Raw genomic sequence first — 21,470 nt, 5'->3', positions numbered from 1 at the left:
ACTGTTATATAACAGTAGAAATAAATTACCGAGTTATGGTAAATGAGGTTGTGGTTTTGAACTCTCAATTAACTAATCATCAGGTCGATTTACAAGATTGCACTATTTTTTATCAGCAAAGTAAGTTGGATTCGAGTTCAACCCCCATCCTATTGCTACACGGCTGGGGAATCTCTACTGAGCCTTATCAAGAAGTGCTGGAACTACTAGCACAGCACTATACTATAATTGCTCCTGACTTGCCCAGTTTTGCAAGATCGACTTACTCTGGTCTAATTTCTGATTACGTTAGCTATAGCAAATTTCTCCTTTCATTTTTGGAAGTTTTAGATTTACAAGAATTTCATCTAGTAGGACACTCATTCGGTGGCGGTATTGCTATTACTTTATGTACACTTGTTCCACAAAAAGTCAGAAGTGTAATTCTGATAGATAGTACTGGAATTCCTACACCATCTATACCGGAGATGATCCCGCGAAGGGCAATCGAAATGACCGCTCAACTGTTTCTGCCAAGACTCAGGTTAAAATTAGTTGATATTCCTTTGGTTTTCTCCTATAACTTGTTATTTAATACAAAAAATGTCATTCAAGGATTGCTAATTTCTTTATACGAAGATATCAGCCATCTACTACCAAAAATCCAAGCTCCTTGTTTGCTAGTATGGTCAGAAAAAGACTTAACTACGACATTAAGTAACGCCCAAGAAATGGCGGCAATTATTCCCGGCTCTAAATTAGTTATTGTAAAAGAAGGATTTCACGAATGGGGACTCTGGTATCCTGAGAAATTTACATCATTCATACTAGATTTTATTTGTAAACTTGAGCAAACTCATCAGGGCAAACCTCCTCAAACTTAACCATCACCCTTGAAATTAAGTAAGTGGGCTAGTTATCTAATTATCCCTCTTTTGTCACTTTAGGCAGAGGAAAAATAAAAATCAAGGTTGAGCAGGAATCTAAAAATTGGAGAAGTGAGGTTATAAACAATCGATTGGAGTTTAGTAAAACCACTCAACAATAATCAGAATCATGACGAAAAATCGAGTTTCGAGCAGGAGTCGGGTCAAAATGAGGTTTTGATTTTTTAAGCATTTGTCAGCTACCAGTAAATCCGATCGCTTTTTTGAATTGCTATCCTTGGCATCAGTATTGGGATAAATGGATTTTATACTTTGGTAAACTGATATTTTATTTCTTGTAATTATACAGCACATTTCATCTGAATGAAGTACAGAAGGGCGGGCATCTTGTCATTGGTGTCAAGTTAAGGCATCAGCCCAAGTGTAAAGCGAGGTTGCGGCATTGCGTCGGTGTCGCTGACGCACTGCTTTTACCAAGCCCATAGAGCGGTGATGCTCAACTAACCAAGGAATAAGTTGAAGTTGTGAGTTTTGCAAGAGTGCGCGATGGAAAAAATATAAACTGCGGAAAACCATTTCCACGGAAATTCGCTCTATTGGTTGTTGCAGAGCGAGTGCGACATCAGCACACAAATCATTGAGAACAGCATAGAAAATCCATGTAGCATAAACTTGCATCTGTACACCATTATTGCCACCAACCCAGAGATAGGACAAACCCAACAATCTTTTTGTGAGTAAAAATGCATCTTCGATTTGCCAACGTCGGCGATACAACTCACAAACTGATTGTGGTGAAAGTTGTTGTGGGTCAAGGACATTGGTTAAGTAATGATACCAAGTCTTTCCCCAGAGTACAGATACTTGTCGCATCGGGTAGTGACAAGGATCGGTATGGTGAAGACCCATTTGAATGATTTCGTCTTTGTAATGAGAACCACTAGAAAGCACGCGCACAACTTGATAGCGCACTTTGGCTTTTTGTCTGGTTAAAACATATTTTCTGGCTTCAGTTAGGGTATCAAACCATTCAAATCCATAGAAGCCCATATCTGTTATCAGTAAACCGCCCACTGGTAAGCGTACTTGTAGTTCTTGCCACCACTTAGTTTCGTTACGTTTGGCATCGGCATCAAAAAACGCTGCCACTGGGCGATGGCTGAATGCTTCCACCACCATCAACATCTTCCCACCCAACACTGCGTTTGTTTTTTCTTGGAGTTGTCCTAAATGTTTTTTGACTGCTTCTAGAGTTGATGCATCCGCTATCCATACTGCACTGAACTCTTCAACCACCGATGACCACCGGGGGTCAACTTCTGTAGGATTTTTTTTGACTGCTAGACGCTCTATTACTTGCTCAAACAGTCCAACAAACAGCTTCGCTGGCAAGCTTTCAAGCCATTGAGATAGCGCTTGCCGACTCACAGACATTGCTTCTACCCACAATAATCCTTCAACTTCTAGGCAGCGCAGCACATCTGTTAAATAATTTATTTGTCGATACACTAAACTCAGCACTATTGCTGCCATCACTGGTAGCGTTAGTACCCGCGATGCCTACGGCGGGCTGCGCCTACGCAAATTCCGCTGTTTGTCTTTTACATCTTTGAGATTGGCAAATGTCCCTGGAGTTACCAGTTCAATCAATCGTGATTCTATCTCCTGAGTTGTTGGGGCTGGGCAACTTACCCGATGTCGAAAATCTGGATTCCCTTGTTTTTTACGTGGCTTACTCATGGCTCAATCAACACCCTTGTGTTGAGTTTAGCCATTAAGTTTTACCCACTTGACAAGTCTCCTTTTTTCTTAACTTGACACCAATGACAAGATGTCCACCCCACAAGATTTATCATATTAAAATGTGTACTTCATTTACTTGCAAAGTGCTGTAAATTATGTCCTATCCCGTACTCATATAATAAATAGTTAGACATCAATAACAAGGTGTTCGACTATGAAAGTTCTTGAAACAGAGCGTTTAGTTCTTCGTCGGCTAACAGTTGAAGATAGCGAGTTCATTCTTGAGATATTGAATGACCCTTTGTGGTTGCGCTTTATTGGTGATAAAGGTGTAAGAACTCTTGATGATGCTCGTGAATATATTTTGAAGAATCCGGTTGCTATGTATGAACGTCTCGGCTTCGGGCTGTATTTGGTTGAGCTAAAGGGGAAGAACGTCTCGATTGGAATTTGCGGTTTGATAAAAAGAGATTCCTTGGAGGATGTGGATGTTGGGTTTGCCTTTCTTTCTAAGTTCCGGGGAAAAGGATATGCCTATGAATCTGCTTCTGCTGTCATGATGTATGGGAGAAGAACCTTCGGCTTAACTCGTATTGTCGCTATCACTACACCGGACAATTATGATTCAGCAAAGCTGCTTAAAAAATTAGGACTAAGCTTTGAGCGAATGATTAAACTATCTAAAGATAGTAAAAGTGTTAGTTTGTTCATTTCTGATATCTAACAATTGTAGTGCAGCAGATTGAAGAAAGCCGCTCGTGCTGAGTTCGAGTTTGTAGCAATCTCTGACCGCAGCCGTTATGCCGCGAATCTCAGTTACCGTCGTAAGCATTTCAAAAGCTCATCAATGATTGCAATTGTGTGTCTGAACTATCTCCCAATTCTTGTTGTAATTGGGATAGGTGGTTTTATAACGCTTCAGCAGTCTGAATAAGATTCGATTCTTGGGCTATTTTTAGCTGGGTTTCTTTAATAGAGATTTTTCTCACTAGTTTATTCACTGCATAGACTGAATCATCATTTTCAGTAATCATGGCTCGATCGCGAATATCCGTTTTTAGCAGGAATAATTGCTACAAAGCTTGCTATGTATGAATAAAAATTAGCTACATTTTTCATTTTACACAAGTATATTAAAAAGGATGTTTCCTTTCAAAACTTGCTTGAGTGATACGAATGCAGACACAGATGTTAGAACTAGAAAAAATCGCTGACAAAATTAGAAAACTATTCGCACTTAGTCAATCTCCCAACGAGGCAGAGGCAAGCGCCGCCGCAGCTAAAGCCCAAGAAATCCTAACCCGGCACAATTTATCGATCGCCTCACTTCAAGATTGGACACCTCAACCACTAGAAGAAGAAGTCATTCGCCAGTTCAAACGCATGACCTCATGGAAATTTATTTTACTAAGTGGTGTTTGTTGGGGGAATTACTGCTGTGCGATCGCTAGACACTACCATAGCGGGTCTAAAATGATTATCTTAGGGCGAAAAGTGAATATCGTCTCTACTCGGATTCAGTTTGAGTATCTTGAACAAACCATTGAACGATTAGCAAAACAAGCCCAAGGCAATCGCACTTTTAGAAATGCTTTTAAGTTAGGTGCTGCTAATAGACTTGTAAGTAGGATTCTTGAGAATCGCGATCGACAGAAAAATCAAGGGATTGCTGGAACTACTGAATCAGTTGCAGTACCCGCCATTATCGTGCAAGCGCTCTATGAAAAACTAGAATCTGAGTTAGAAGCATATCTAAATAATGTGAAAGTTAAACAAATGGCGTTACCATCGTGTGGTTCAAAAGACGGATATCTCTCTGGTATATCTGCGGCTGATTCTGTCTCTCTTAATCGTCAAGTTAGTAGCAGTCAACAGCACTATCTGCCAGGTTAATTAAGACTTATTAGGAGATAGCGGTAGTGATGAGAGTAGATTTTGGAGTGATTAACCTCATGCAGTGCTTTATGCGATCGCTGTATGAATTGCAGTCGCGGTTGGGTGAGAGCGCAGATCGCCCCTGTATGGAGTTGAAGGGGTGATGATTGTATACCGCTTCAGTGGCAAATCTAAACCAATGGTCTACACGCATCTGACTTGCTTACCGAAGGGATGGTGTTGATGCTGGCACTTAACTCTTGTGTGACGGCAGTTTCAAGATTTTTGGTTAGTTTTGCATAAAAACACAAAACAAAAGAAGAAGAATATTACATACCAAAGGAATTATGTATAAACCAAGAGACAACGCTTTAAAAGTCCCCTATTTTATTTCGCTTTTCAAGTGCTGCCCTGAACTCCTTGCTCAGGGCAGTTTTTCTTATACAAGTGGCCTCCTTTGAGTCTTGCACCCGTTGGCCAGCAGTGAGAGCTTACGCCAACGATCTGGTTGCCTAAAATATTTATATCAAAGAACTTTCAATTACGTAGCTTGCTGCTAGCTAGAGGCTAGGATTACGAATTACGGATTAGTATAAGTGGGTGTGTCAGAGTTTTGCCTTTACAGACAATGTATGATTCTTGGGAACAGGGAGCAGAATAGAGCGTGATAAAAGCAGAAGTAGCGTCTTACGGATGTTGGCGATCGCCGATAACAACAGACTTAATTACCGCAAGTATAATTGGGTTGGGACAAATTGCCCTCTGTGGCGAAGAGATTTACTGGAGTGAGTTACGACCATCAGAGTCAGGTAGAAATGTCATAGTGCGGCGGGGTGCAAATGGTGAAATCCAGTCCCTCACGCCTAGTGGCTTCAATGTGCGTACTCGTGTGCATGAATATGGTGGCAGTTCCTTTCTTGTGGTGAATGGCACTGTTTACTTTTCCAACTTTAGCGATCAACGCCTATATTATCAACAGAGCGATCGAGAACCGCAAGCCATCACCCCAATAGCTGCCACACGCTATGCAGACGGTGTTTTCGATCGTCAAAACAACCGAATTATTTGTGTGTATGAAGATCATACAGATGTGACAAAGGAGGCGAGTAATAGTTTAGTCGGCGTGGAACTAGACAAAGATCATAAAATCCAACTATTAGTATCTGGAAATGACTTTTATGCTTCGCCTCGCCTGAGCCCGGATGGTTCACGTTTAGCTTGGCTGACTTGGAACCATCCGAATATGCCTTGGGATGGGACTGAACTATGGGTTGGGGAATTAAAGGCAGATGGTTCTTTGGGAAATACTCAAAAAATTGCTGGGGATTTAGATGAGTCTATTTTTCAGCCACAGTGGTCGCCAGATGGTCAGTTGTATTTTGTTTCTGACCGTACAGGTTGGTGGAATATATATCGTTGGCAAGATGAAAATGTAGAAGCGCTAACTCAAATGGAAGCAGAATTTGGTCAGCCGCAATGGAATTTTGGGATGTCCACTTATGCTTTTGGGTCTGCCAACCAGATTATTTGTACTTATACCCAGCAAGGCATTTGGTATTTAGCAAGCCTTGATACACTAACACGTAACTTAGAACTAATAAATACGCCCTACACAGATATTAGCTCTCTGCACGCCACCTCTAAACAGGTAGTTTTTCGCGCAAGCTCGCCAACTCAATCAGCAGCAATTGTCCGTTTGGATCTGACAACTAAAGAGCTAGAAGTACTACGGTATTCTAGTGATGTAACTATTGATGCTGGTTATCTTTCTTTAGCTGAAGCCATTGAGTACGAAACATCTGATGGCAAAACAGCATACGCCCTTTTCTACTCACCTCGAAACCGTGACTATACGGCTCCTGAGACTGAAAAACCGCCCTTGATTGTCAAAAGTCACGGTGGCCCCACCGCAGCAACGTCTAGTAGTCTCAATTTTAACATTCAGTATTGGACTAGCCGAGGAATAGCGGTTTTGGATGTAAATTATGGTGGCAGTACAGGGTACGGGCGGGAGTATCGGCAACGCCTTTCTGGAAACTGGGGAATTGTAGATGTGGATGATTGTGTTTTTGGTGCGCGTTACTTAGTGTCACGGGGAGATGTAGACGGCGCTCGTCTAAGCATTTCCGGCGGGAGTGCAGGTGGTTACACAACGCTTTGTGCCTTAACTTTCCGAGATACTTTTAAAGCAGGAGCCAGCTATTTTGGTGTCAGTGACTTGGAAGCTTTAGTTCGGGATACACATAAGTTTGAATCACGGTACTTGGATGGTCTGGTTGGTCCTTATCCACAACAGCGTCAGATTTATCAACAGCGCTCGCCAATTAACTTTAGTGAGCGTCTAGACTGCCCAATGATTTTTTTCCAGGGATTAGAAGATCGAGTAGTTCCACCCAACCAAACTGAAGCAATGGTTACAGCGCTAAGAACAAAAGGTGTGCCTGTGGCTTATGTTGCTTTTGAGGGTGAACAACATGGTTTCCGCAAAGCCGCAAACATCAAGCGTTCTTTGTCAGCAGAACTTTACTTTTATTCACGAATTTTCAATTTTGAAATTGCCCAACCAGTCGAGCCTGTAGTCATTGAAAACTTTTAGCTCCAACTAACAAGGCGATAATAAGAAACTGTTGAAGAGTGACTTTAGTGTAATAGAAAGTAGTCTAAAAGCAGGTTTGATTCCTTTAATTTTTGGTGATGTCGTTCTAGATCAAGCTATTGGTGGTACTGTCCTCTCGACAGATGCAATGCTTGCAGAACTAGCGAAATACTTCTATCTTCAAGGTAAGTTTAAAATTCGACTAATAAATGTTGGGAATTATGCAGGTGTATACGATCGAGATGGGCAAGTAGTTTCCAATATTACTCAAGCTAACTATTCTCGGATTAAACCTTTCTTGGGCATGAGCAAATCAGTAGATGTTACTGGCAGGATGGCTAAGAAAGTTGAGGAGTTTTTGACTATTTCTAGTTTAGGGATTGACTGCTGGATAATTGATGGGAATATCCCAGGGAATTTAGCTTCTTCAGTTTTAGGTACGCCAACTCTAGGCACTTTAATTAGGGCATTTTAACTAAAATGATTTCAAAACTGTTGGTAGTTAATCCGAATTACTTACCCTTAATCTTTTTGAGATAACTCATTTTTCTGTATGTGAGTAAATAACTGCGCGGCAAAACTGGGTGGTACAGAGTAGTCAATGATTGACCCCGCCGTTGCTGCCTCGCTGGGAAATTCGTACCAATCGGGAAAACCTTGTAACTTCGCCGCTCCTTGGATTGACAAAGACTTGACAGTACCATTTGGCAACCAGATATCAGCGAACTTACTACGGTTGCAGCCTTTGCGATCTGTGAAGTGCGTAGGCGCAGCCCGCCGCAGGCATCGCAAGATAGTGTTACAGGGCAAGTGTGCAGGTTTATACTTGGACTCTGTACGCCCCCCAACTCTTTGTATCAGCAGTGGTGTTGGTTCGTTAGCCGTCAGAAATTGTTCTACCGCTTGCCGTTTTTTAGGGAGTAGTTGAGAATCGGTCATCATGGGAATGAGATGAGCGATCGCCCCATACCAACCACAAGGTGTAGTCCCCAAAGGTAGGGCAACGTGAAAACCCTTGCTTGCAACCAGGACTAACCGCCGCCGCGCCTGGGGTAGTCCAAATTTGTCCATGTTGACCACGCTGTAATCGACCGAGTACCCCTCTTGCTCCAAAGCTGACAGGATGATACTGAAACTCTGACTGTTCTGATAACGCGGAACATTTTCTAGAGTGAACACCCGTGGCTGCAACTGTCGGATGGCTTCTGCAACTGCGATCGCTGCACTCAAATCGTCAGCCGTTTCAAGCGCAATACCCGCTTTTGCAGTGTGAGCTTGACTGAAGTTGGCACACACCGGGGATGCGTGGAGGTAATCGGGGCGGCTCTTAAAACCTAGAAATCCTAACCGTGCTACTTCTTGAACTGTTAGCTGAATGATTTTGCAGCCATATTCATGAAAGTTACGGTGATGGTTGAGAGCGATCGCCCTGCTCAAATCTGGTTTTGTGGGGTCGAACTCCACTGCAATGGCTGGGCGAATCCCGGCTTGAACCATCCCCGCTTCAATCCCGCCGCCACCAGCGAAAAGTACTACAGCGATCGCCGCATCATCTGGAAGAACTGGTTTTATTTTTGTGTTATCAAAATTTTTGCAGACATCCAATTTTAGTGATGGCTTTTTGGTTTTCGCTTTTTTGATAAAGGCGATAATATCTTCCCTAATTGCCCCCTGTTGTTGCATTAGACGAATCATAGGGACAGCACCAGGGGGAATTGAGCCTATACTTTTGCTTTTCCATGCCCTGTCTATCTTCTCTTTCCAATTGAATGCCCATCGCCAATGAAAGGGATTATTCGGGTCGCGTTCACCAATCACACGGGGATGGTATCACTTGAAGTTGGTTTTGATTCCGGCAAACTGGTGAAAGGACGTAAACGGCATTTGCTTGTTGACACTCTCGGATTGGTATTGATAGTCGTAGTCACTTTTGCTTACGAATCTGACCAAGCCGGTGCAAAGAAATTATTCGCGCAAGCGAAGCAGAGAATTAGCGATCGCTTAAATCGCCTGGTTTGTATTTGGGTTGATGCGGGGTATCAGGGTCAGGGATTTATGAAATGGGTTATGGACACTTACCGTTGGATTTTAGAGGTTGTACGTCGTCCAGCTGATGCGAAGGGTTTTGTCCTACTACCCAAACGCTGGGTTGTTGAACGTAGCAATGGGAGGGTTTAATTGGTATCGTCGTTTAAGTAAAGACTACGAAATTTTACCGCAAACGCATGAAACATTTGTACAAATTGCAATGATTCGGTTAATGCTGAGAAGACTCGCTTAATAGATTCCTTTAATACTTTCCAAACATCCTCTCAAGCATACGCCCGCGTATGTGAAGTAATTCTAAATTAGGATAGGCTTTTAACAGGGGATGAATGCTACATACATTGATATTGGATTCTTGATATTTAATATGGGTTAAATTGCAGCGATCGCCCACAAATTGTAACAAATGACACACTCATAGTTTTGACTCAGTTTCTTTGAGGCTTGTGTAATCTCATCAAAAATAGTACATTTGTTTTAGTAAATTAGTAAAGCCCTGACACATTTATTTGTTTGTGCTAGTGCCAGATGGTAATTGCAGTTAACTGGCAAAAGTGATACAACGGAATAACTGCGTATTGCTTGAAAACCTTGAAAATATAGATATTTTACTTATGGCTGAGTATCAAAAAATTGAGTATCGCATCGGTAAAGATGGAAAAATTACGGAAACAGTGATTGGTGCTTCTGGCGCAAGTTGTACCAGCACAACATCTGGAATTGAAGATGCTTTGGGAGACGTAGAAACTCAAGAACTGCTGACTGAATATTACGAGGGAGAAGAAAACGTCACAGGAACAGAACAACAGTCTCTCAAACAACAATAGGAGAGATACAGATGCTTGCAGACATCATTTCAGACATCGAGGGAAGCGGAATGTTTTCTCTGGAAAGTATTTTAGCGATCGCAATCGGATTTTTGGCGTTACTTTTGATTATTCCAGCAATTAACGCGGCGATCGCTTCTCAACCAAACAAGCGAATTGATAAGTTAGGGTTAGCGCAATCTCAAATCAAATTACTAGAAGATGAACTCCAAGCATCCCGTCAAGAATACTTAGAATTAGAGCAAAAAATACAGCAACTTATTTCTGAAAAAGCCGCACTGCATCAAGAAGGCGTGCGACTCCATGAAGAGTTGCAACAGCAACGTCTACAACTAACAGAAGAATTTCGCACTTCCACATTTGAGCAATTGCAGACATTACTGACGAACTACCCCAGCATCCACCAAATGGTGAGTGTTAAACCAGAATTGCCCGTCAAAAATCTGCTTTCGATGTTTACTCCTCTAGATAATCTTCTTAGTAAATGGGGTTACGAACAGATAGGCAAACCTTGGAAACAAGTGCCTTATAATTCTCAACTTCATCAACCAGACAATGCTGATATTACTGAAGGTGAATTAGTTTACATTCGATTTGTTGGTTATCAGCATCAAGGAAGAATTCTTTGCCCTGCCAAGGTTAGCCGGAGTTTACCGGGAGGGAGATGAGGGAGATGAGGGGGATGAGGGGGATGAGGGGGACAAGGGGGACAAGGTGGACAAGGGAGACAAGGAAGCTAAGTCTGTAACAATGCCCAATGCCCCATGCCCAATGACAAATGACAAATGACAAATGACAAATGACTACAGTAATAATTGATTTTGGTACTAGCAATACTGTTGTTTGTACTACGGATTTGATTACGCAAAAACCACGGACGTTGCGATTTGATTCGATGTCGCGGCGGTTTGAGGTTGGGGGCGAACAAGTTAGCGTGGTGCCGAGTTTGGTGTTTGTGGAAGGGCAAAATAGCATTTTGTTTGGTGAATCTGTACGTGCCAAACGCTTGGGGTTTGCCCAGCCTGAACGCTGTTTTCGAGCTTTTAAACGCGATTTAGCAGCGGATTTTGTGCCACCTCCCCGACTTTTGGATGGTAATAGTTATAGTGCTGAGATTATTTCAGAACTGTTTTTGTTAGAAATTTGGCAACAGGTTGAACAGCAATTACAACCTGATAGTGTTATCTTTACGGTTCCTGTAGGTGCGTTTGAGCGATATCTTGACTGGTTTCGCAATTTGGGCGACAAGCTGAATATTCCCGCAGTGCAAATTGTCGATGAATCAACAGCAGCCGCCCTTGGTTATGCTATCAAGCGTCCTGGCACTGTGGTTTTGGTAGTGGATTTTGGTGGCGGAACGTTGGATTTAAGTTTAGTACGGACTGTCAGCGTCGCTTCCGAACAGCAAGCAGTACGGGCTGAAGTTCTTGCTAAATCTGATGCTTTTATTGGCGGTGTAGATATCGATACTTGGATTGTCGAACATTATCTGCAAAAAATCAATTCCTCCCGCGCTGAAGTAGGAGAAATCGGTTTTATGAATTTATTGGAAGTAGCAGAAAGGGTAAAAATACAACTTTCAACAACAGATGAAGCCAAAGAAGCTTGGTTTGATGATGAAAATTTTATGTCCCATGAATTGCAGTTACATCGGGACGAGTTGGGCGAAATTTTAGAAAATCAACAATTATTAGAACAGTTAAGACAAGCAATAGATGAAGTATTAGCGATCGCACTTTCCAAAGGTATCGCTAAATCTACCATCGAACAAGTTTTATTAGTCGGCGGTACTTGCCAAATTCCAGCGATTCAACAACTAGTGATTTCCTATTTCGGCAGACAAAAAGTTAAATTAGATAAACCCTTTGAAGCTGTGGCACATGGCGCATTAGCATTAAGCGAAATGACAGCAGTTGATGATTACCTGCGCCACAGTTATGCAATCCGGCTTTGGGAACCCCACAGCAAAACTTATTCTTATTTCACTTTGATAGAAAAAGGGGCAAAGTATCCAGGGGCGCGTTCTGAAGCTTTAACTTTGCAAGTAGCCACCGAAGGACAGCGAGAAATTCGCCTTGATATTGGCGAAGTTGCAGAAGTTTCTCAAGCGGAAGTTTATTACGATACTCAAGGAAGGATGACAAGCAGCCAATTAGTAAAACAAGATAGTTATCGCTCTTTGGAAACTCATCATCAACAAGTATGCGTCGCTCATATCGAACCGCCTGGACAAACGGGAATAGACCGAATACAGGCACAATTTGAAGTCAATGAACAACGGGTATTAGTAGTAACAGTAAAGGATTTATTGACAGGGAAGATGTTAGTGGAGAGAGGAGCGATCGCTAAACTAAAATAATCTTACCTTTGCGCTCTTTGCGCCTTTGCGGTTCGTTTACAAAAGAACCGTCATAAAAAATGGGAATACTACTAATAGTAGATTGGTGAAAATACAATGGCAGAGAATCAGAGTCAACCTAAAGAATATGATGCTGTACTTGGTGGACAAGCGCATCCACCTATTGATGGTTTAGTTTTGGGTGGAATAGAAGGTGTTAACAGAAGGTTGACAAGTGCAACTATTGAGCAAAAAGTTATTGCACTCCAAGACGCACTTAAATATGGATAAGCAGGCTTAGACTTAGTGATTCAAGCTTTGCAGGATCAATCAGAGCAGGTAAAGAAAGCAGCATTTGAGCTATTGCTAGAAAGGGCAGAACCAAGAGTAAAAAAAATATTACAAAATCACAATTTGTATCTATTTTTTGAGTGTTTTTTTACCTTTAAGCAGCATTCAATAGGTGTTGATGCTATTGCTATTAGTTCCGATGGAAAGATAATTGTTAGTGGGGATGCAAATCATATAATCAACGTTTGGAATTTAGATACAGGAGAGATTAAACTTACACTCCAAAGTCGTGGCTCATGGATTGAATCTATATGTATTAGCCTAGATTGTCAGACAATTTTCAATGGCACTAATTTACACTCTATTGAAGCTTGGGATTTGAATACTGGACAGCTTAAATATACCCTAAAGGGTCATTCTGGACAAGTCAAGTCTGTAGCTATCAGTTCTGATGGACAGACCCTTGTCAGTGCAGGTTGTAATGATAAAACTGTTAAAATTTGGAACCTTAATACAAAAGAAAGTCAACATACTTTAGAGGGACATACAGATTGTGTTTGTTCAATTGCCATTAGTCCTGACCAACAAACAATTGTAAGTAGTAGTCATGATGGAACTATCAAAGTCTGGGATTTTGTTACAGGAGACCTTAAGCTTACTATAGAGGCACATTCATGTAATGTTTTTTCTATAGCTATTAGTCCAGATAGCCAGAGAATAGTTAGTTGTAGTTGGGAACAGGTTATCAAAATTTGGGATTTAAATACAGGGGAACTGAAACGCACTTTAATCGATTCATCTGGTGCTTACTCTGTTGTTTTTAGCCATGATGGTCAATCAATTGTAAGTGGTTGTTATGACAGCACTATTAAAGTGTGGGATTTAAATACAGGATTTAAAAAAACTCTTAAAGGGCATTCAGGTTGTGTTTTTTGTGTAGCCATTAGCCCAGATGGTCAAAGACTTGTTAGTTCTAGCCAAGACACGACCGTTAAAGTTTGGGGATTACCTGAGCTTCAATACAATTAGTCTTTAGATAATACAATCACTGTTGTGAAAATAGTATTTATGAAATTAGGCGATTATAGCGATCGCACTCAATAATTCCATCATATAAAAAGTAAAAACACGATGTCAAAAAATTCCAATCGCCCAACAGTTTATGATGCTGTCCTTGGCGGTCAAGAAAAAGCGCCTCCTGGTGCTGTAGTATTAGGAGGGCTGGAAGGTGTTAAAAGACGCTTGGCAAATCCGGTAATTGAACAAAGAATCGCAGCACTAGAAGAAGCACTCAAATATGGCGAAGCAGGTTTGGAATTAGTAATCTGGGCGTTAGACGATAAATTATGGAAAGTACGCCAAGCAGCTTATTCACTATTAGCTTCTCGACCAGAACCTTTAGTACAAGAAATACTTCAGGACTATGGTAATAAAATTGACAGATATGATGCTTTCGTAGCGATGGCGCGTGCTGGCGGAGTGTCCGATGTCGATACGCTGATGGATAATCTAGAATATGACCGCACTAGCGCCACTTGCAAGTTAGTTGACTTTACACTTGGCTTAGTTGATACCCCTCAAGGGCAAGACCGAATTCGACATTACCTGTTCAATGGCACCCAGCTACAACGTAATTATGCAGCACTTTATTTTAAACGGCGAGGAGCAAAAAAGATTTTAATAGAAGCGGTAAAACAGGGCTGTATTGATAAATTGCAAGCATTTTCTAAATAAAAACAGCAATGTCAGAAAATTTAAAACAACCAAGAGAATATGATGCTGTGCTTGGCGGACAAGTACCACCTCCAAAAGATGGTGTAGTTTTAGGAGGTATTGAAGGTGTTAAACGACGTTTAAGCAGCGCCACATCTCCACAACAACAAATTCTCGCCGTTGCAGAAGCCCTAAAGTATGGCGAAGCCGGTACTAAGTTGGTGTTTGAGATTGTCAATACTGAATCTGAAAAGTTGCAATCTACAGTATCGTCACTGCTGGGACAACAAGCATTAGCAAAAGTGCAGTCCCATCTACACAGTGAAATACCATTAATCTCTGCGGTTGGTATCAACTACAGTCATTTACAGAATTTGCTCGCTTGCGGAAAGTGGAAAGATGCAGACCTAGAGACTGCTAGTATAATGCTGCGGGTATGCGATCGCCAACCACAAGGATTTTTAGATCCATCAGACATTGAAAAATTCCCTTGTGCAGACTTAAACACTATTGAAACTCTCTGGCAAAGATATAGCAACGGACGCTTTGGCTTTGTTGTCCAAACCCATATCTGGCAAATCGTTGGCGGTACATCAAATCCCGACTGGGAAGCGTGGTGTCGGTTTGGTAAAGGTGTGGGATGGTTTTCTCAAGGTACTTGGTGCTATTGGAATGATTTGAAATTCGACTTGAGTGCGCCGGTGGGAAACTTACCCCGTGGCGGTGCATTTATAGGCTGGGGGTTAGGCGACTTTTGGACGGGTTGCAGAACTCTGTCTGCACTTGCACAGAAATTAGCCAAATGCAAAATAGCCTAAGTTTGGGAACACTGGTATAAGTCAGAGGTAAAAAGCGATGCCAGATAATACTAATCAACCCAGAGAATATGATGCCGTACTTGGCGGACAAAATCCTCCACCAGTCGATGGTGTAGTTTTAGGCGGATTGGCAGGTGCAAAAAGAAGTTTCGCTAGCAATGATGAAAATTACCGCATTTTAGCACTTTCGCAACTCATTAACTATAGACAGGAAGGATGGGATTTAGTAATTCAGGCTTTAAAAGACTCATCAACAAGGGTACAGTTAGCAGCATATAAATTATTGCGGAATATTTCAGAATTAAAAGTAAAACAGGCAATCTTAGAATTTAATCCCTATCGTTTTTTTGAGTGTGTTTATACTATTGAGCTTAATAAGTATTATGATGCAGCGATCGCCATTCATCCCGATGGTAAAACCCTAGTATGTTGCGATGCTGGCGGTAGTTCTTTTGAAGAACCTCAAAGAGATGGCAGTATTGTTGGTGGGACTTATCTAGATTTTAAAAAGTGGGATTTGAAAACAGGAAAAAGTCTTTGCACCATCAATAAAACCTTTGGTACAAGAATGAGGGAATACCCAGAACATTTAACTTTCAGTTCCGATGCTCAAACGTTGACGATAGTTGGTTATCAACATGACAAGACCATTAGAACTGAAATTTGGAATATCAATACTGAGCAATTAAGTCATGTTATTAGCGGACAACCATTGTGGGACTCTGGAACTCGAAGGCGTAATACTATTACCGCTATTGCTCTCAGTTCTGATGGCAAAATCTTAGCTAGCGGTAATGAAGCTGGTAATATTATTGTCTGGGATTTAGAAAACAAACAAAATATTGACATTACCAAAGGACATTTACAACGTATAACTTCTGTCGCTATTAATGCAGATACAAACATCCTCGCAAGCGCTAGTTATGATAAACCTATAAAAATCTGGGATTTTAGAACTGGAAGTGAAATTTACACATTGGTAGGAGAGGATACTTTTGACTATAATTCTAATCGTGTATTGCTGGCAATTAGTCCGAACGGAAGAACTTTAATAACTAGCGACCATCATATGCCAAAACTCATCAGAATATGGGACTTGAGAACCGGTAAAGAAATTCATAAATTATTTAGTAATACCGATCCATTGAGATGTTTTACTTTGAGTGCAGATGGAAAAATCTTTGTTAGTTGTGGCGATGATATTAATATCTGGAATTTGCAGACACAAGAATTACTTGCTAAACTTCCTGATGCCACAAGGGTTACTATTAGTCCAGATGGACAGACTATTCTCCGTTACGTTGGTAAATTAATTCAAGTATGGCGAATTCCATAAAATAAACCAAATAAATGCGATCGCACTTCCTAAATTGGGAACACTGGTATTAGTGTCGAAGAAAATGATGTCAGAGAATGCCAATCACCCACGAGAATATGATGCTGTACTTGGTGGACAAGCACCACCTCCTGTGGATGGGTTAGTACTAGGTGGAATCGAAGGCGTTAAGCGTCGTCTTGATAGTAATTCGCAGGAAATTAGAATCGCTGCTTTATCAGATGCTCTCAAATATGGTAGAGAAGGTCAAGAGATTTTACAGCAGATAGTTTTAACTGAAACGGGACTATTACAGTGGGAGGCTTACGATTTACTATTTCAGTCTTCTACAGAAGATGAAAAACAAAATTTACTACAAAATATTCCTTTACAGTCAGAAGCAGGAGTAGACTACAGCAATTTACGTAACTTATTAGCAGCTGGTGAATGGTTGCAAGCTAACTTAGAAACTGGTGAAAAAATTCAGGAAGCTGTAGGGAAAAAATCTCAACCGTATTTCTATATTGTTGATGTGAATAATCTATCACAAACGGATCTGCGAACCATCGATCAACTCTGGGTCAAGTTCAGCAATAATCATTTTGGTTTTAGTGTCCGAAAAAGCATATTACTAAATAAAGGTTGGCATTTTTATCAAGATGGGGATTATATTACCTGTTTTCATAAAGATAATGCTGGCTATATTAGAGATGATTATTTTAATGCTTACAAGCAATTAGGATGGGTTTTATCAGTATTAAATAAATCTCAAGTTACTGTTAATACAGTACCTATAGGTTCTTTACCAATGATTATTGGTAAAGAAATAAGAGGTGGAATATACTATGACATTACGCTAATTTATCGTTCAGATTTGTAAGAACTGCAAATAGGTTCAGATCCCCGACTTCTTAAAGAAGTCGGGGATCTTGTTTCTCACAGAAATTACACCCAACGCCCTACAACAACCCGGACTGTTCCATCTGCTAATACTTCTTCGTCCTCAACATTAAAACCTTGTTCTTGGACTGTTGCCATCAAGGTTTTATGAGCATATTTTTGGCTGATGGAATTAACAAACTGTTGTTGATTAATTTTTGCTCCCCAAAAATCTGCAACTATTTCGTAATTTTCACCACTGCGGCGAAAACCCAAGTCATAACCGTTTTTTTGACGAATTACATACTCGGCTTGAGTTGTATCGCCTCGATATCCGCGTACATTGGTGTTAGACTCCACTTGATAACCTAATTCTTGCAACACTTCATGAAGAATTTCACCGCGTTTGATTTGAACTTTAATAGTTGTGAAATGAGACATAATACCAATTTTGGATTTTAGATTTTGGATTAAAAAACGAGAAGTATGGCATCAATAATTACTTGTTCAATTTCCGCACCGCTGAAGTTTGCAGTTTGTTTGGCTAACACAGCTAAATTAAATTCTCGCAGGCGGTTGGGACGTAACCGTTGCAAATGCACTTTAAAAATCTCTTGGCGTTCGGCTTGTGTCGGTAAATTTAAAAAGAAAATCTCATCAAATCGTCCTTTGCGTAACAACTCGGCTGGTAATATTTGCACGTTATTGGCAGTGGCAACAATAAATACCGGGCTGGTTTTCTCCTGCATCCAAGTAATTAAACTGCCAAAAACCCGGCGCGACGTTCCTGAATCCCCATCAATGCCGCTGGTAATATTGCCAAAGGCTTTGTCAATTTCATCAATCCACAAAACGCAAGGGGCCATTGCTTCGGTTAATTGAATCATTTGGCGGACGCGGCTTTCACTTTCACCAACAATCCCGCCAAATAAACGCCCAGAATCTAATCTCAGTAGGGGTAAACGCCATTCATGGGCAATGGTTTTAGCAGAGAGGGATTTACCCGTTCCCTGTATTCCCACCAGCAACATTCCCTTAGGATTAGGAATACCGTAGCGTCTGGCTTCTTCAGTAAAAGCATCTTGGCGCATCAATACCCATTGTTTGAGTTGATCTAATCCCCCCATTCGTTTGAGTGATTCTTGCGGTGTGAAAAACTCTAAAATCCCAGTTTGGCGAACTGCTTGCTTTTTTTCTGACAATACACCATCGATGTCAGATTCGTTTACCTGCTGTTTAGCTGCTAAGGCTTTTGCCAAAACTCTAGAAATCCGAGTGCGGCTTAAACCTTGGCAAGCTTTGACTAACTGTTCCCGCGCCAAACCGGAAACATTTAATTTCTCTGGTACTACTAACTGTTGAATTAAATAATCGATTTCACTGACGCTAGGTAAGGGAAAATCAACGACTGTTACCTCTTGCAGTAACTCGTCAGGAAGTTCTAAAGTATGACTGGTAGTAACGATAGTTTTACGCGATCGCTTTAACTCCCGCGTCAAGTTTCGCAACTCCCTAACAATGGGTGCATTCTTCTCCGTGGTAGGGTTTTTCACAAATGGATGCAAATCTCGCAGTACAAACATCGCCGCTGTTTGGGAGTCAGCTTTGCCGACACGTGCTAATGCAGCCATCACCGAACCTTTATCTGCACCATTGTCACTCCAACCCCGCACAATATCCCAAAATAAAATTTGTCGTTGTGGCACAGAACGCGATGCAACTTGGAACAGCACTTCTTCCACAGGTTCTTCTTCCACGGAAATCACATACACTAAAGGATACCGCGCCCGAATCATCAAATCGAGTTGCTCTACCAAGGAGGCGTATTGCTGATTCTCTCGGCTATGAGGTGAATCGCCTTTTCCATTAAAAGGTGCGCCTGCCATCATAAATAAGCTTTTATTACTCAGTAGTTTTTGTCTTATTTAATACTATAATTCTTTTTCAAAAATACTAGTACAAATTCACTGAAAATTTATCTTATATCAGGTTCGGTTAAACACTTATAATAATATCTGTAGGTTGGGTTGAGGAACGAAACCCAACATTTGATCCTTGTTCATGTTGGGTTTCACTGCCGTTCAACCCAACCTACATTGATAGATTTTATTATAAGTAATCACCCGAACTTGATATTAGAGTGTTTTGTTCTAAACATAATTCAAGAGTCAGTCTTCAGAATCAAGTAAGAATTTTAGATAACTTGCAGGGGAGCAACGCGATTTTGTGAGGTCAGGTAAAAACCAAGCTATCGCTAAAACTGACATTTGCATATAAAGTAATTTTAATTGCAGTCAACATACGTAATTACACGATAAATTATATTGATGAGATATCTCAAAAAGATTGCTAGTAGGTTATTTGAAGATTATTTCCAAATATATCTGCGATAAGTCTTTAATACTGGGTATTAATTATGGCAAAAAATAAATTAAATACCAAATTGAAGTATAAAATTTATCAGGACGTTTGGGGTTTGATAAACGAATTAAAGATAGAATTACAAAAATTATCCCAACTTTTAGCTATCCATTGACAACGGAGGTGCAACATAATTTCTGCGTTATCTTGAAGTTAAAACTTACTATTACCTCCTAAATATATTATACATCTCGCCTTGCAAATCGAAATCACGGTTTGTAAGATAAACGGCGATTAAAATCGCCTGCGCCCTACATCCCCATAGTTAGAAACTAGCGGCTTTGGTCGCGTTTTCGGTAAAAATACACACCTATCTTTGCGATCGGGAAATCATCCAGCGTGCCGCCCAGGGCGGAGTAAGTATTGTGCCAGCATATCCTAACTATTTAAAAGCTAGCCCAAGAAGTGAATTTATTTTGGGATATGCCGAACTAAATGAGTCTCAAATTACCGAAGGAGTGAGGCGAATGGCTCAAGCGATAATTTTCTTCTTTGATTTGTTGTAGAGAGACGAATTATTTGACCGCAGCGACAAATCAAAAGTCAATTTTTCACCTAGACCTCCGTGGGTGTGTGGAAGCCGCGTCTATTTATAAGCGATCGCGTCCCATCCAATGGGAACTATGTTATGTAATTGCATTCCTGGGTACCATGAAATTATTGAATTTTCTCAAATCCAGACCAGTCATTATAGTTTTAGCAATTGCAGTAAACATCACTGTCATTGATGTACATTCTTCTAGTTCAAATTTTCCTATGGACAAGAGTACAATTACTCAGTTCCAACCACAGATTCAACTTGTTCACACACTGACTGGGCATAAAAAAGTGACTTTTGGTGTTCGAGCAGTTGCGATCAGTTCAGATGGGCAAACCCTGATTAGTGGAGGTAGAGATGATACAATTAAAGTCTGGAATTTACGTACTGGAAAATTGTTGCGTAGTTTAAACGCTCACTCAGATGGTATTACTTCAATTGCGATTAGTCCAGATGGCAATAGGATTGTAACAGGTGGGATAAGCACCCCAACAATGAAGGTTTGGGATTTACGTACTTTCCTTATGCTTAACAGTGATAGTGGACATACCCAAGCGGTAGAAACCGTTGCGATTAGTTCAGATGGTAAATTGATTGCTAGTGGCAGTGACGATCGTACAATCAAGCTTTGGGATTTACACACGCTTAAGTTGCTTGATACTATTGCTGCACACTCAGGATTTGTGAGTAAAGTTGCATTTAGCCCTGATATGCAAACCCTTGTAAGTGCTGGGGGTGGCGATGATAATACAATTAGGCTGATTGATTTGCAAACTAAAAAAACACGCCATATTCTCAAAGGGCACAAAACCGGAGTTGATGCTATTGCCATTACTCCAGATAGCAAAAAGCTTGTTACTGGTAGTTTTGGTCAGCTAGTTTCTCGAAATCGTGCAATTAGTACCCTGAAATTATGGAATCTTCAAACTGGAAAACTGCTGCATGATTTTACTGATAATTTTAGTTCAGTTGAATCTCTTGCCATCAGCCCCGATGGAAAAATTCTGATTTGCGGCAATTATGATGGCACTATTAAACTGTGGAGCTTAGAGACTTTAAAACCGTTGCATACCTTTGAAGATGGTTCCAGTTCTGTTTTAGGGCTTGCTCTGAGCCGAGATGGTAAAACCCTTGCTAGTAGCAATGAGGATAGCACTATACATATTTGGCAAATTAAATAACTACATTGTTTAACTACAATGTA

At 40.8% G+C, this 21,470-nt stretch carries 19 protein-coding genes and 2 pseudogenes; 17 read left to right on the top strand and 4 right to left on the bottom strand.

All coding sequences use genetic code 11. The features are described from left to right. The first annotated feature begins 35 nt into the window (after positions 1-35). Positions 36-863 (top strand): alpha/beta fold hydrolase, encoded by an 828-nt coding sequence (locus NSTC731_RS26795; RefSeq protein WP_445627603.1) that lies wholly within the window; start codon positions 36-38, stop codon positions 861-863. Positions 864-1,265: 402 nt separating this feature from the next. Here the strand turns inward: NSTC731_RS26795 and NSTC731_RS26790 are convergent. Beyond that, positions 1,266-2,606, bottom strand: a pseudogene (locus tag NSTC731_RS26790) (IS4 family transposase). Positions 2,607-2,823: 217 nt separating this feature from the next. On the opposite strand from NSTC731_RS26790, the gene NSTC731_RS26785 reads away from it, so the two are divergent. From NSTC731_RS26785 to NSTC731_RS26770, 4 genes are all read left to right on the top strand, one after another. Beyond that, positions 2,824-3,333, top strand: coding sequence for a GNAT family N-acetyltransferase (locus tag NSTC731_RS26785; protein WP_445627602.1), 510 nt, complete (start codon positions 2,824-2,826; stop codon positions 3,331-3,333). Between the two features lie 452 nt (positions 3,334-3,785). After that, positions 3,786-4,502 (top strand): DUF2786 domain-containing protein, encoded by a 717-nt coding sequence (locus NSTC731_RS26780; protein WP_445627601.1) that lies wholly within the window; start codon positions 3,786-3,788, stop codon positions 4,500-4,502. Between the two features lie 646 nt (positions 4,503-5,148). Then, positions 5,149-7,080 carry a S9 family peptidase gene (locus NSTC731_RS26775; RefSeq protein WP_445627600.1) on the top strand — a complete coding sequence of 644 codons (1,932 nt, stop codon included), beginning with the start codon at positions 5,149-5,151 and terminating at the stop codon, positions 7,078-7,080. Between the two features lie 31 nt (positions 7,081-7,111). Further along, positions 7,112-7,555, top strand: a complete 444-nt coding sequence (locus NSTC731_RS26770) for an amino acid kinase family protein (RefSeq protein ID WP_445627599.1) — start codon at positions 7,112-7,114, stop codon at positions 7,553-7,555. Positions 7,556-7,602: 47 nt separating this feature from the next. On the opposite strand, the gene NSTC731_RS26765 is transcribed toward NSTC731_RS26770, so the two are convergent. Further along, positions 7,603-8,775, bottom strand: coding sequence for a DNA cytosine methyltransferase (locus NSTC731_RS26765; protein ID WP_445627598.1), 1,173 nt, complete (start codon positions 8,773-8,775; stop codon positions 7,603-7,605). 147 nt (positions 8,776-8,922) lie between these two features. On the opposite strand from NSTC731_RS26765, the pseudogene NSTC731_RS26760 reads away from it, so the two are divergent. From NSTC731_RS26760 to NSTC731_RS26715, 10 genes and pseudogenes are all read left to right on the top strand, one after another. Continuing rightward, positions 8,923-9,361 (top strand): annotated as a pseudogene (locus NSTC731_RS26760) (transposase); the annotation flags it as partial. 343 nt (positions 9,362-9,704) lie between these two features. Continuing rightward, positions 9,705-9,953: a DUF2997 domain-containing protein gene (locus NSTC731_RS26755; protein WP_445627597.1), complete on the top strand. Its 249-nt coding sequence runs from the start codon at positions 9,705-9,707 to the stop codon at positions 9,951-9,953. Positions 9,954-9,964: 11 nt separating this feature from the next. Continuing rightward, on the top strand, positions 9,965-10,621 hold the full coding sequence (locus NSTC731_RS26750; protein WP_445627596.1) for a hypothetical protein: 657 nt from the start codon (positions 9,965-9,967) through the stop codon (positions 10,619-10,621). A gap of 131 nt (positions 10,622-10,752) precedes the next feature. Then, positions 10,753-12,312: an Hsp70 family protein gene (locus NSTC731_RS26745; RefSeq protein ID WP_445627595.1), complete on the top strand. Its 1,560-nt coding sequence runs from the start codon at positions 10,753-10,755 to the stop codon at positions 12,310-12,312. A 96-nt stretch (positions 12,313-12,408) separates the two neighbouring features. Then, positions 12,409-12,582, top strand: coding sequence for a hypothetical protein (locus tag NSTC731_RS26740; protein WP_445627594.1), 174 nt, complete (start codon positions 12,409-12,411; stop codon positions 12,580-12,582). Positions 12,583-12,597: 15 nt separating this feature from the next. After that, positions 12,598-13,611 (top strand): WD40 repeat domain-containing protein, encoded by a 1,014-nt coding sequence (locus NSTC731_RS26735; protein WP_445627593.1) that lies wholly within the window; start codon positions 12,598-12,600, stop codon positions 13,609-13,611. Between the two features lie 102 nt (positions 13,612-13,713). Beyond that, positions 13,714-14,316 carry a hypothetical protein gene (locus tag NSTC731_RS26730; RefSeq protein ID WP_445627592.1) on the top strand — a complete coding sequence of 201 codons (603 nt, stop codon included), beginning with the start codon at positions 13,714-13,716 and terminating at the stop codon, positions 14,314-14,316. Between the two features lie 8 nt (positions 14,317-14,324). Continuing rightward, entirely contained in the window at positions 14,325-15,113 is a 789-nt protein-coding gene (locus NSTC731_RS26725; RefSeq protein WP_445627591.1) for a GUN4 domain-containing protein, read from the top strand. 37 nt (positions 15,114-15,150) lie between these two features. Further along, complete coding sequence (locus NSTC731_RS26720; RefSeq protein WP_445627590.1) at positions 15,151-16,449, top strand: WD40 repeat domain-containing protein; 1,299 nt, start codon at positions 15,151-15,153, stop codon at positions 16,447-16,449. A 64-nt stretch (positions 16,450-16,513) separates the two neighbouring features. Then, the gene (locus tag NSTC731_RS26715; protein WP_445627589.1) at positions 16,514-17,308 is read left to right on the top strand and encodes a GUN4 domain-containing protein; all 795 of its coding nucleotides are present in this window, start codon (positions 16,514-16,516) and stop codon (positions 17,306-17,308) included. A gap of 65 nt (positions 17,309-17,373) precedes the next feature. Here NSTC731_RS26715 and NSTC731_RS26710 read toward each other — a convergent pair whose 3' ends face one another. Both NSTC731_RS26710 and NSTC731_RS26705 read right to left on the bottom strand, forming a co-directional pair. Further along, complete coding sequence (locus NSTC731_RS26710; protein WP_190950851.1) at positions 17,374-17,748, bottom strand: DUF1257 domain-containing protein; 375 nt, start codon at positions 17,746-17,748, stop codon at positions 17,374-17,376. A gap of 29 nt (positions 17,749-17,777) precedes the next feature. Further along, complete coding sequence (locus NSTC731_RS26705; RefSeq protein ID WP_445627588.1) at positions 17,778-19,196, bottom strand: AAA family ATPase; 1,419 nt, start codon at positions 19,194-19,196, stop codon at positions 17,778-17,780. Between the two features lie 813 nt (positions 19,197-20,009). Between NSTC731_RS26705 and NSTC731_RS26700 the strand changes: the two genes are divergently transcribed. Then, positions 20,010-20,234 (top strand): hypothetical protein, encoded by a 225-nt coding sequence (locus tag NSTC731_RS26700; RefSeq protein WP_445627587.1) that lies wholly within the window; start codon positions 20,010-20,012, stop codon positions 20,232-20,234. Between the two features lie 13 nt (positions 20,235-20,247). Further along, on the top strand, positions 20,248-21,447 hold the full coding sequence (locus NSTC731_RS26695) for a WD40 repeat domain-containing protein (RefSeq protein ID WP_445627586.1): 1,200 nt from the start codon (positions 20,248-20,250) through the stop codon (positions 21,445-21,447). Positions 21,448-21,470 lie beyond the last annotated feature (23 nt).

The sequence above is a fragment of the Nostoc sp. DSM 114167 genome (assembly GCF_052692655.1).
This window is presented reverse-complemented; position numbering and strand designations above follow the sequence as displayed.

Excerpts from the sequence above, each read along its gene's own strand:
- NSTC731_RS26795 (WP_445627603.1), top strand. The coding sequence starts at position 36 with ATGGTAAATGAGGTTGTGGTTTTGAACTCTCAATTAACTAATCATCAG.
- NSTC731_RS26785 (WP_445627602.1), top strand. The coding sequence starts at position 2,824 with ATGAAAGTTCTTGAAACAGAGCGTTTAGTTCTTCGTCGGCTAACAGTT.
- NSTC731_RS26780 (WP_445627601.1), top strand. The coding sequence starts at position 3,786 with ATGCAGACACAGATGTTAGAACTAGAAAAAATCGCTGACAAAATTAGA.
- NSTC731_RS26765 (WP_445627598.1), bottom strand. The coding sequence starts at position 8,775 with ATGATTCGTCTAATGCAACAACAGGGGGCAATTAGGGAAGATATTATC.
- NSTC731_RS26750 (WP_445627596.1), top strand. The coding sequence starts at position 9,965 with ATGCTTGCAGACATCATTTCAGACATCGAGGGAAGCGGAATGTTTTCT.
- NSTC731_RS26745 (WP_445627595.1), top strand. The coding sequence starts at position 10,753 with ATGACTACAGTAATAATTGATTTTGGTACTAGCAATACTGTTGTTTGT.
- NSTC731_RS26740 (WP_445627594.1), top strand. The coding sequence starts at position 12,409 with ATGGCAGAGAATCAGAGTCAACCTAAAGAATATGATGCTGTACTTGGT.
- NSTC731_RS26730 (WP_445627592.1), top strand. The coding sequence starts at position 13,714 with ATGTCAAAAAATTCCAATCGCCCAACAGTTTATGATGCTGTCCTTGGC.
- NSTC731_RS26725 (WP_445627591.1), top strand. The coding sequence starts at position 14,325 with ATGTCAGAAAATTTAAAACAACCAAGAGAATATGATGCTGTGCTTGGC.
- NSTC731_RS26720 (WP_445627590.1), top strand. The coding sequence starts at position 15,151 with ATGCCAGATAATACTAATCAACCCAGAGAATATGATGCCGTACTTGGC.
- NSTC731_RS26715 (WP_445627589.1), top strand. The coding sequence starts at position 16,514 with ATGATGTCAGAGAATGCCAATCACCCACGAGAATATGATGCTGTACTT.
- NSTC731_RS26710 (WP_190950851.1), bottom strand. The coding sequence starts at position 17,748 with ATGTCTCATTTCACAACTATTAAAGTTCAAATCAAACGCGGTGAAATT.
- NSTC731_RS26705 (WP_445627588.1), bottom strand. The coding sequence starts at position 19,196 with ATGATGGCAGGCGCACCTTTTAATGGAAAAGGCGATTCACCTCATAGC.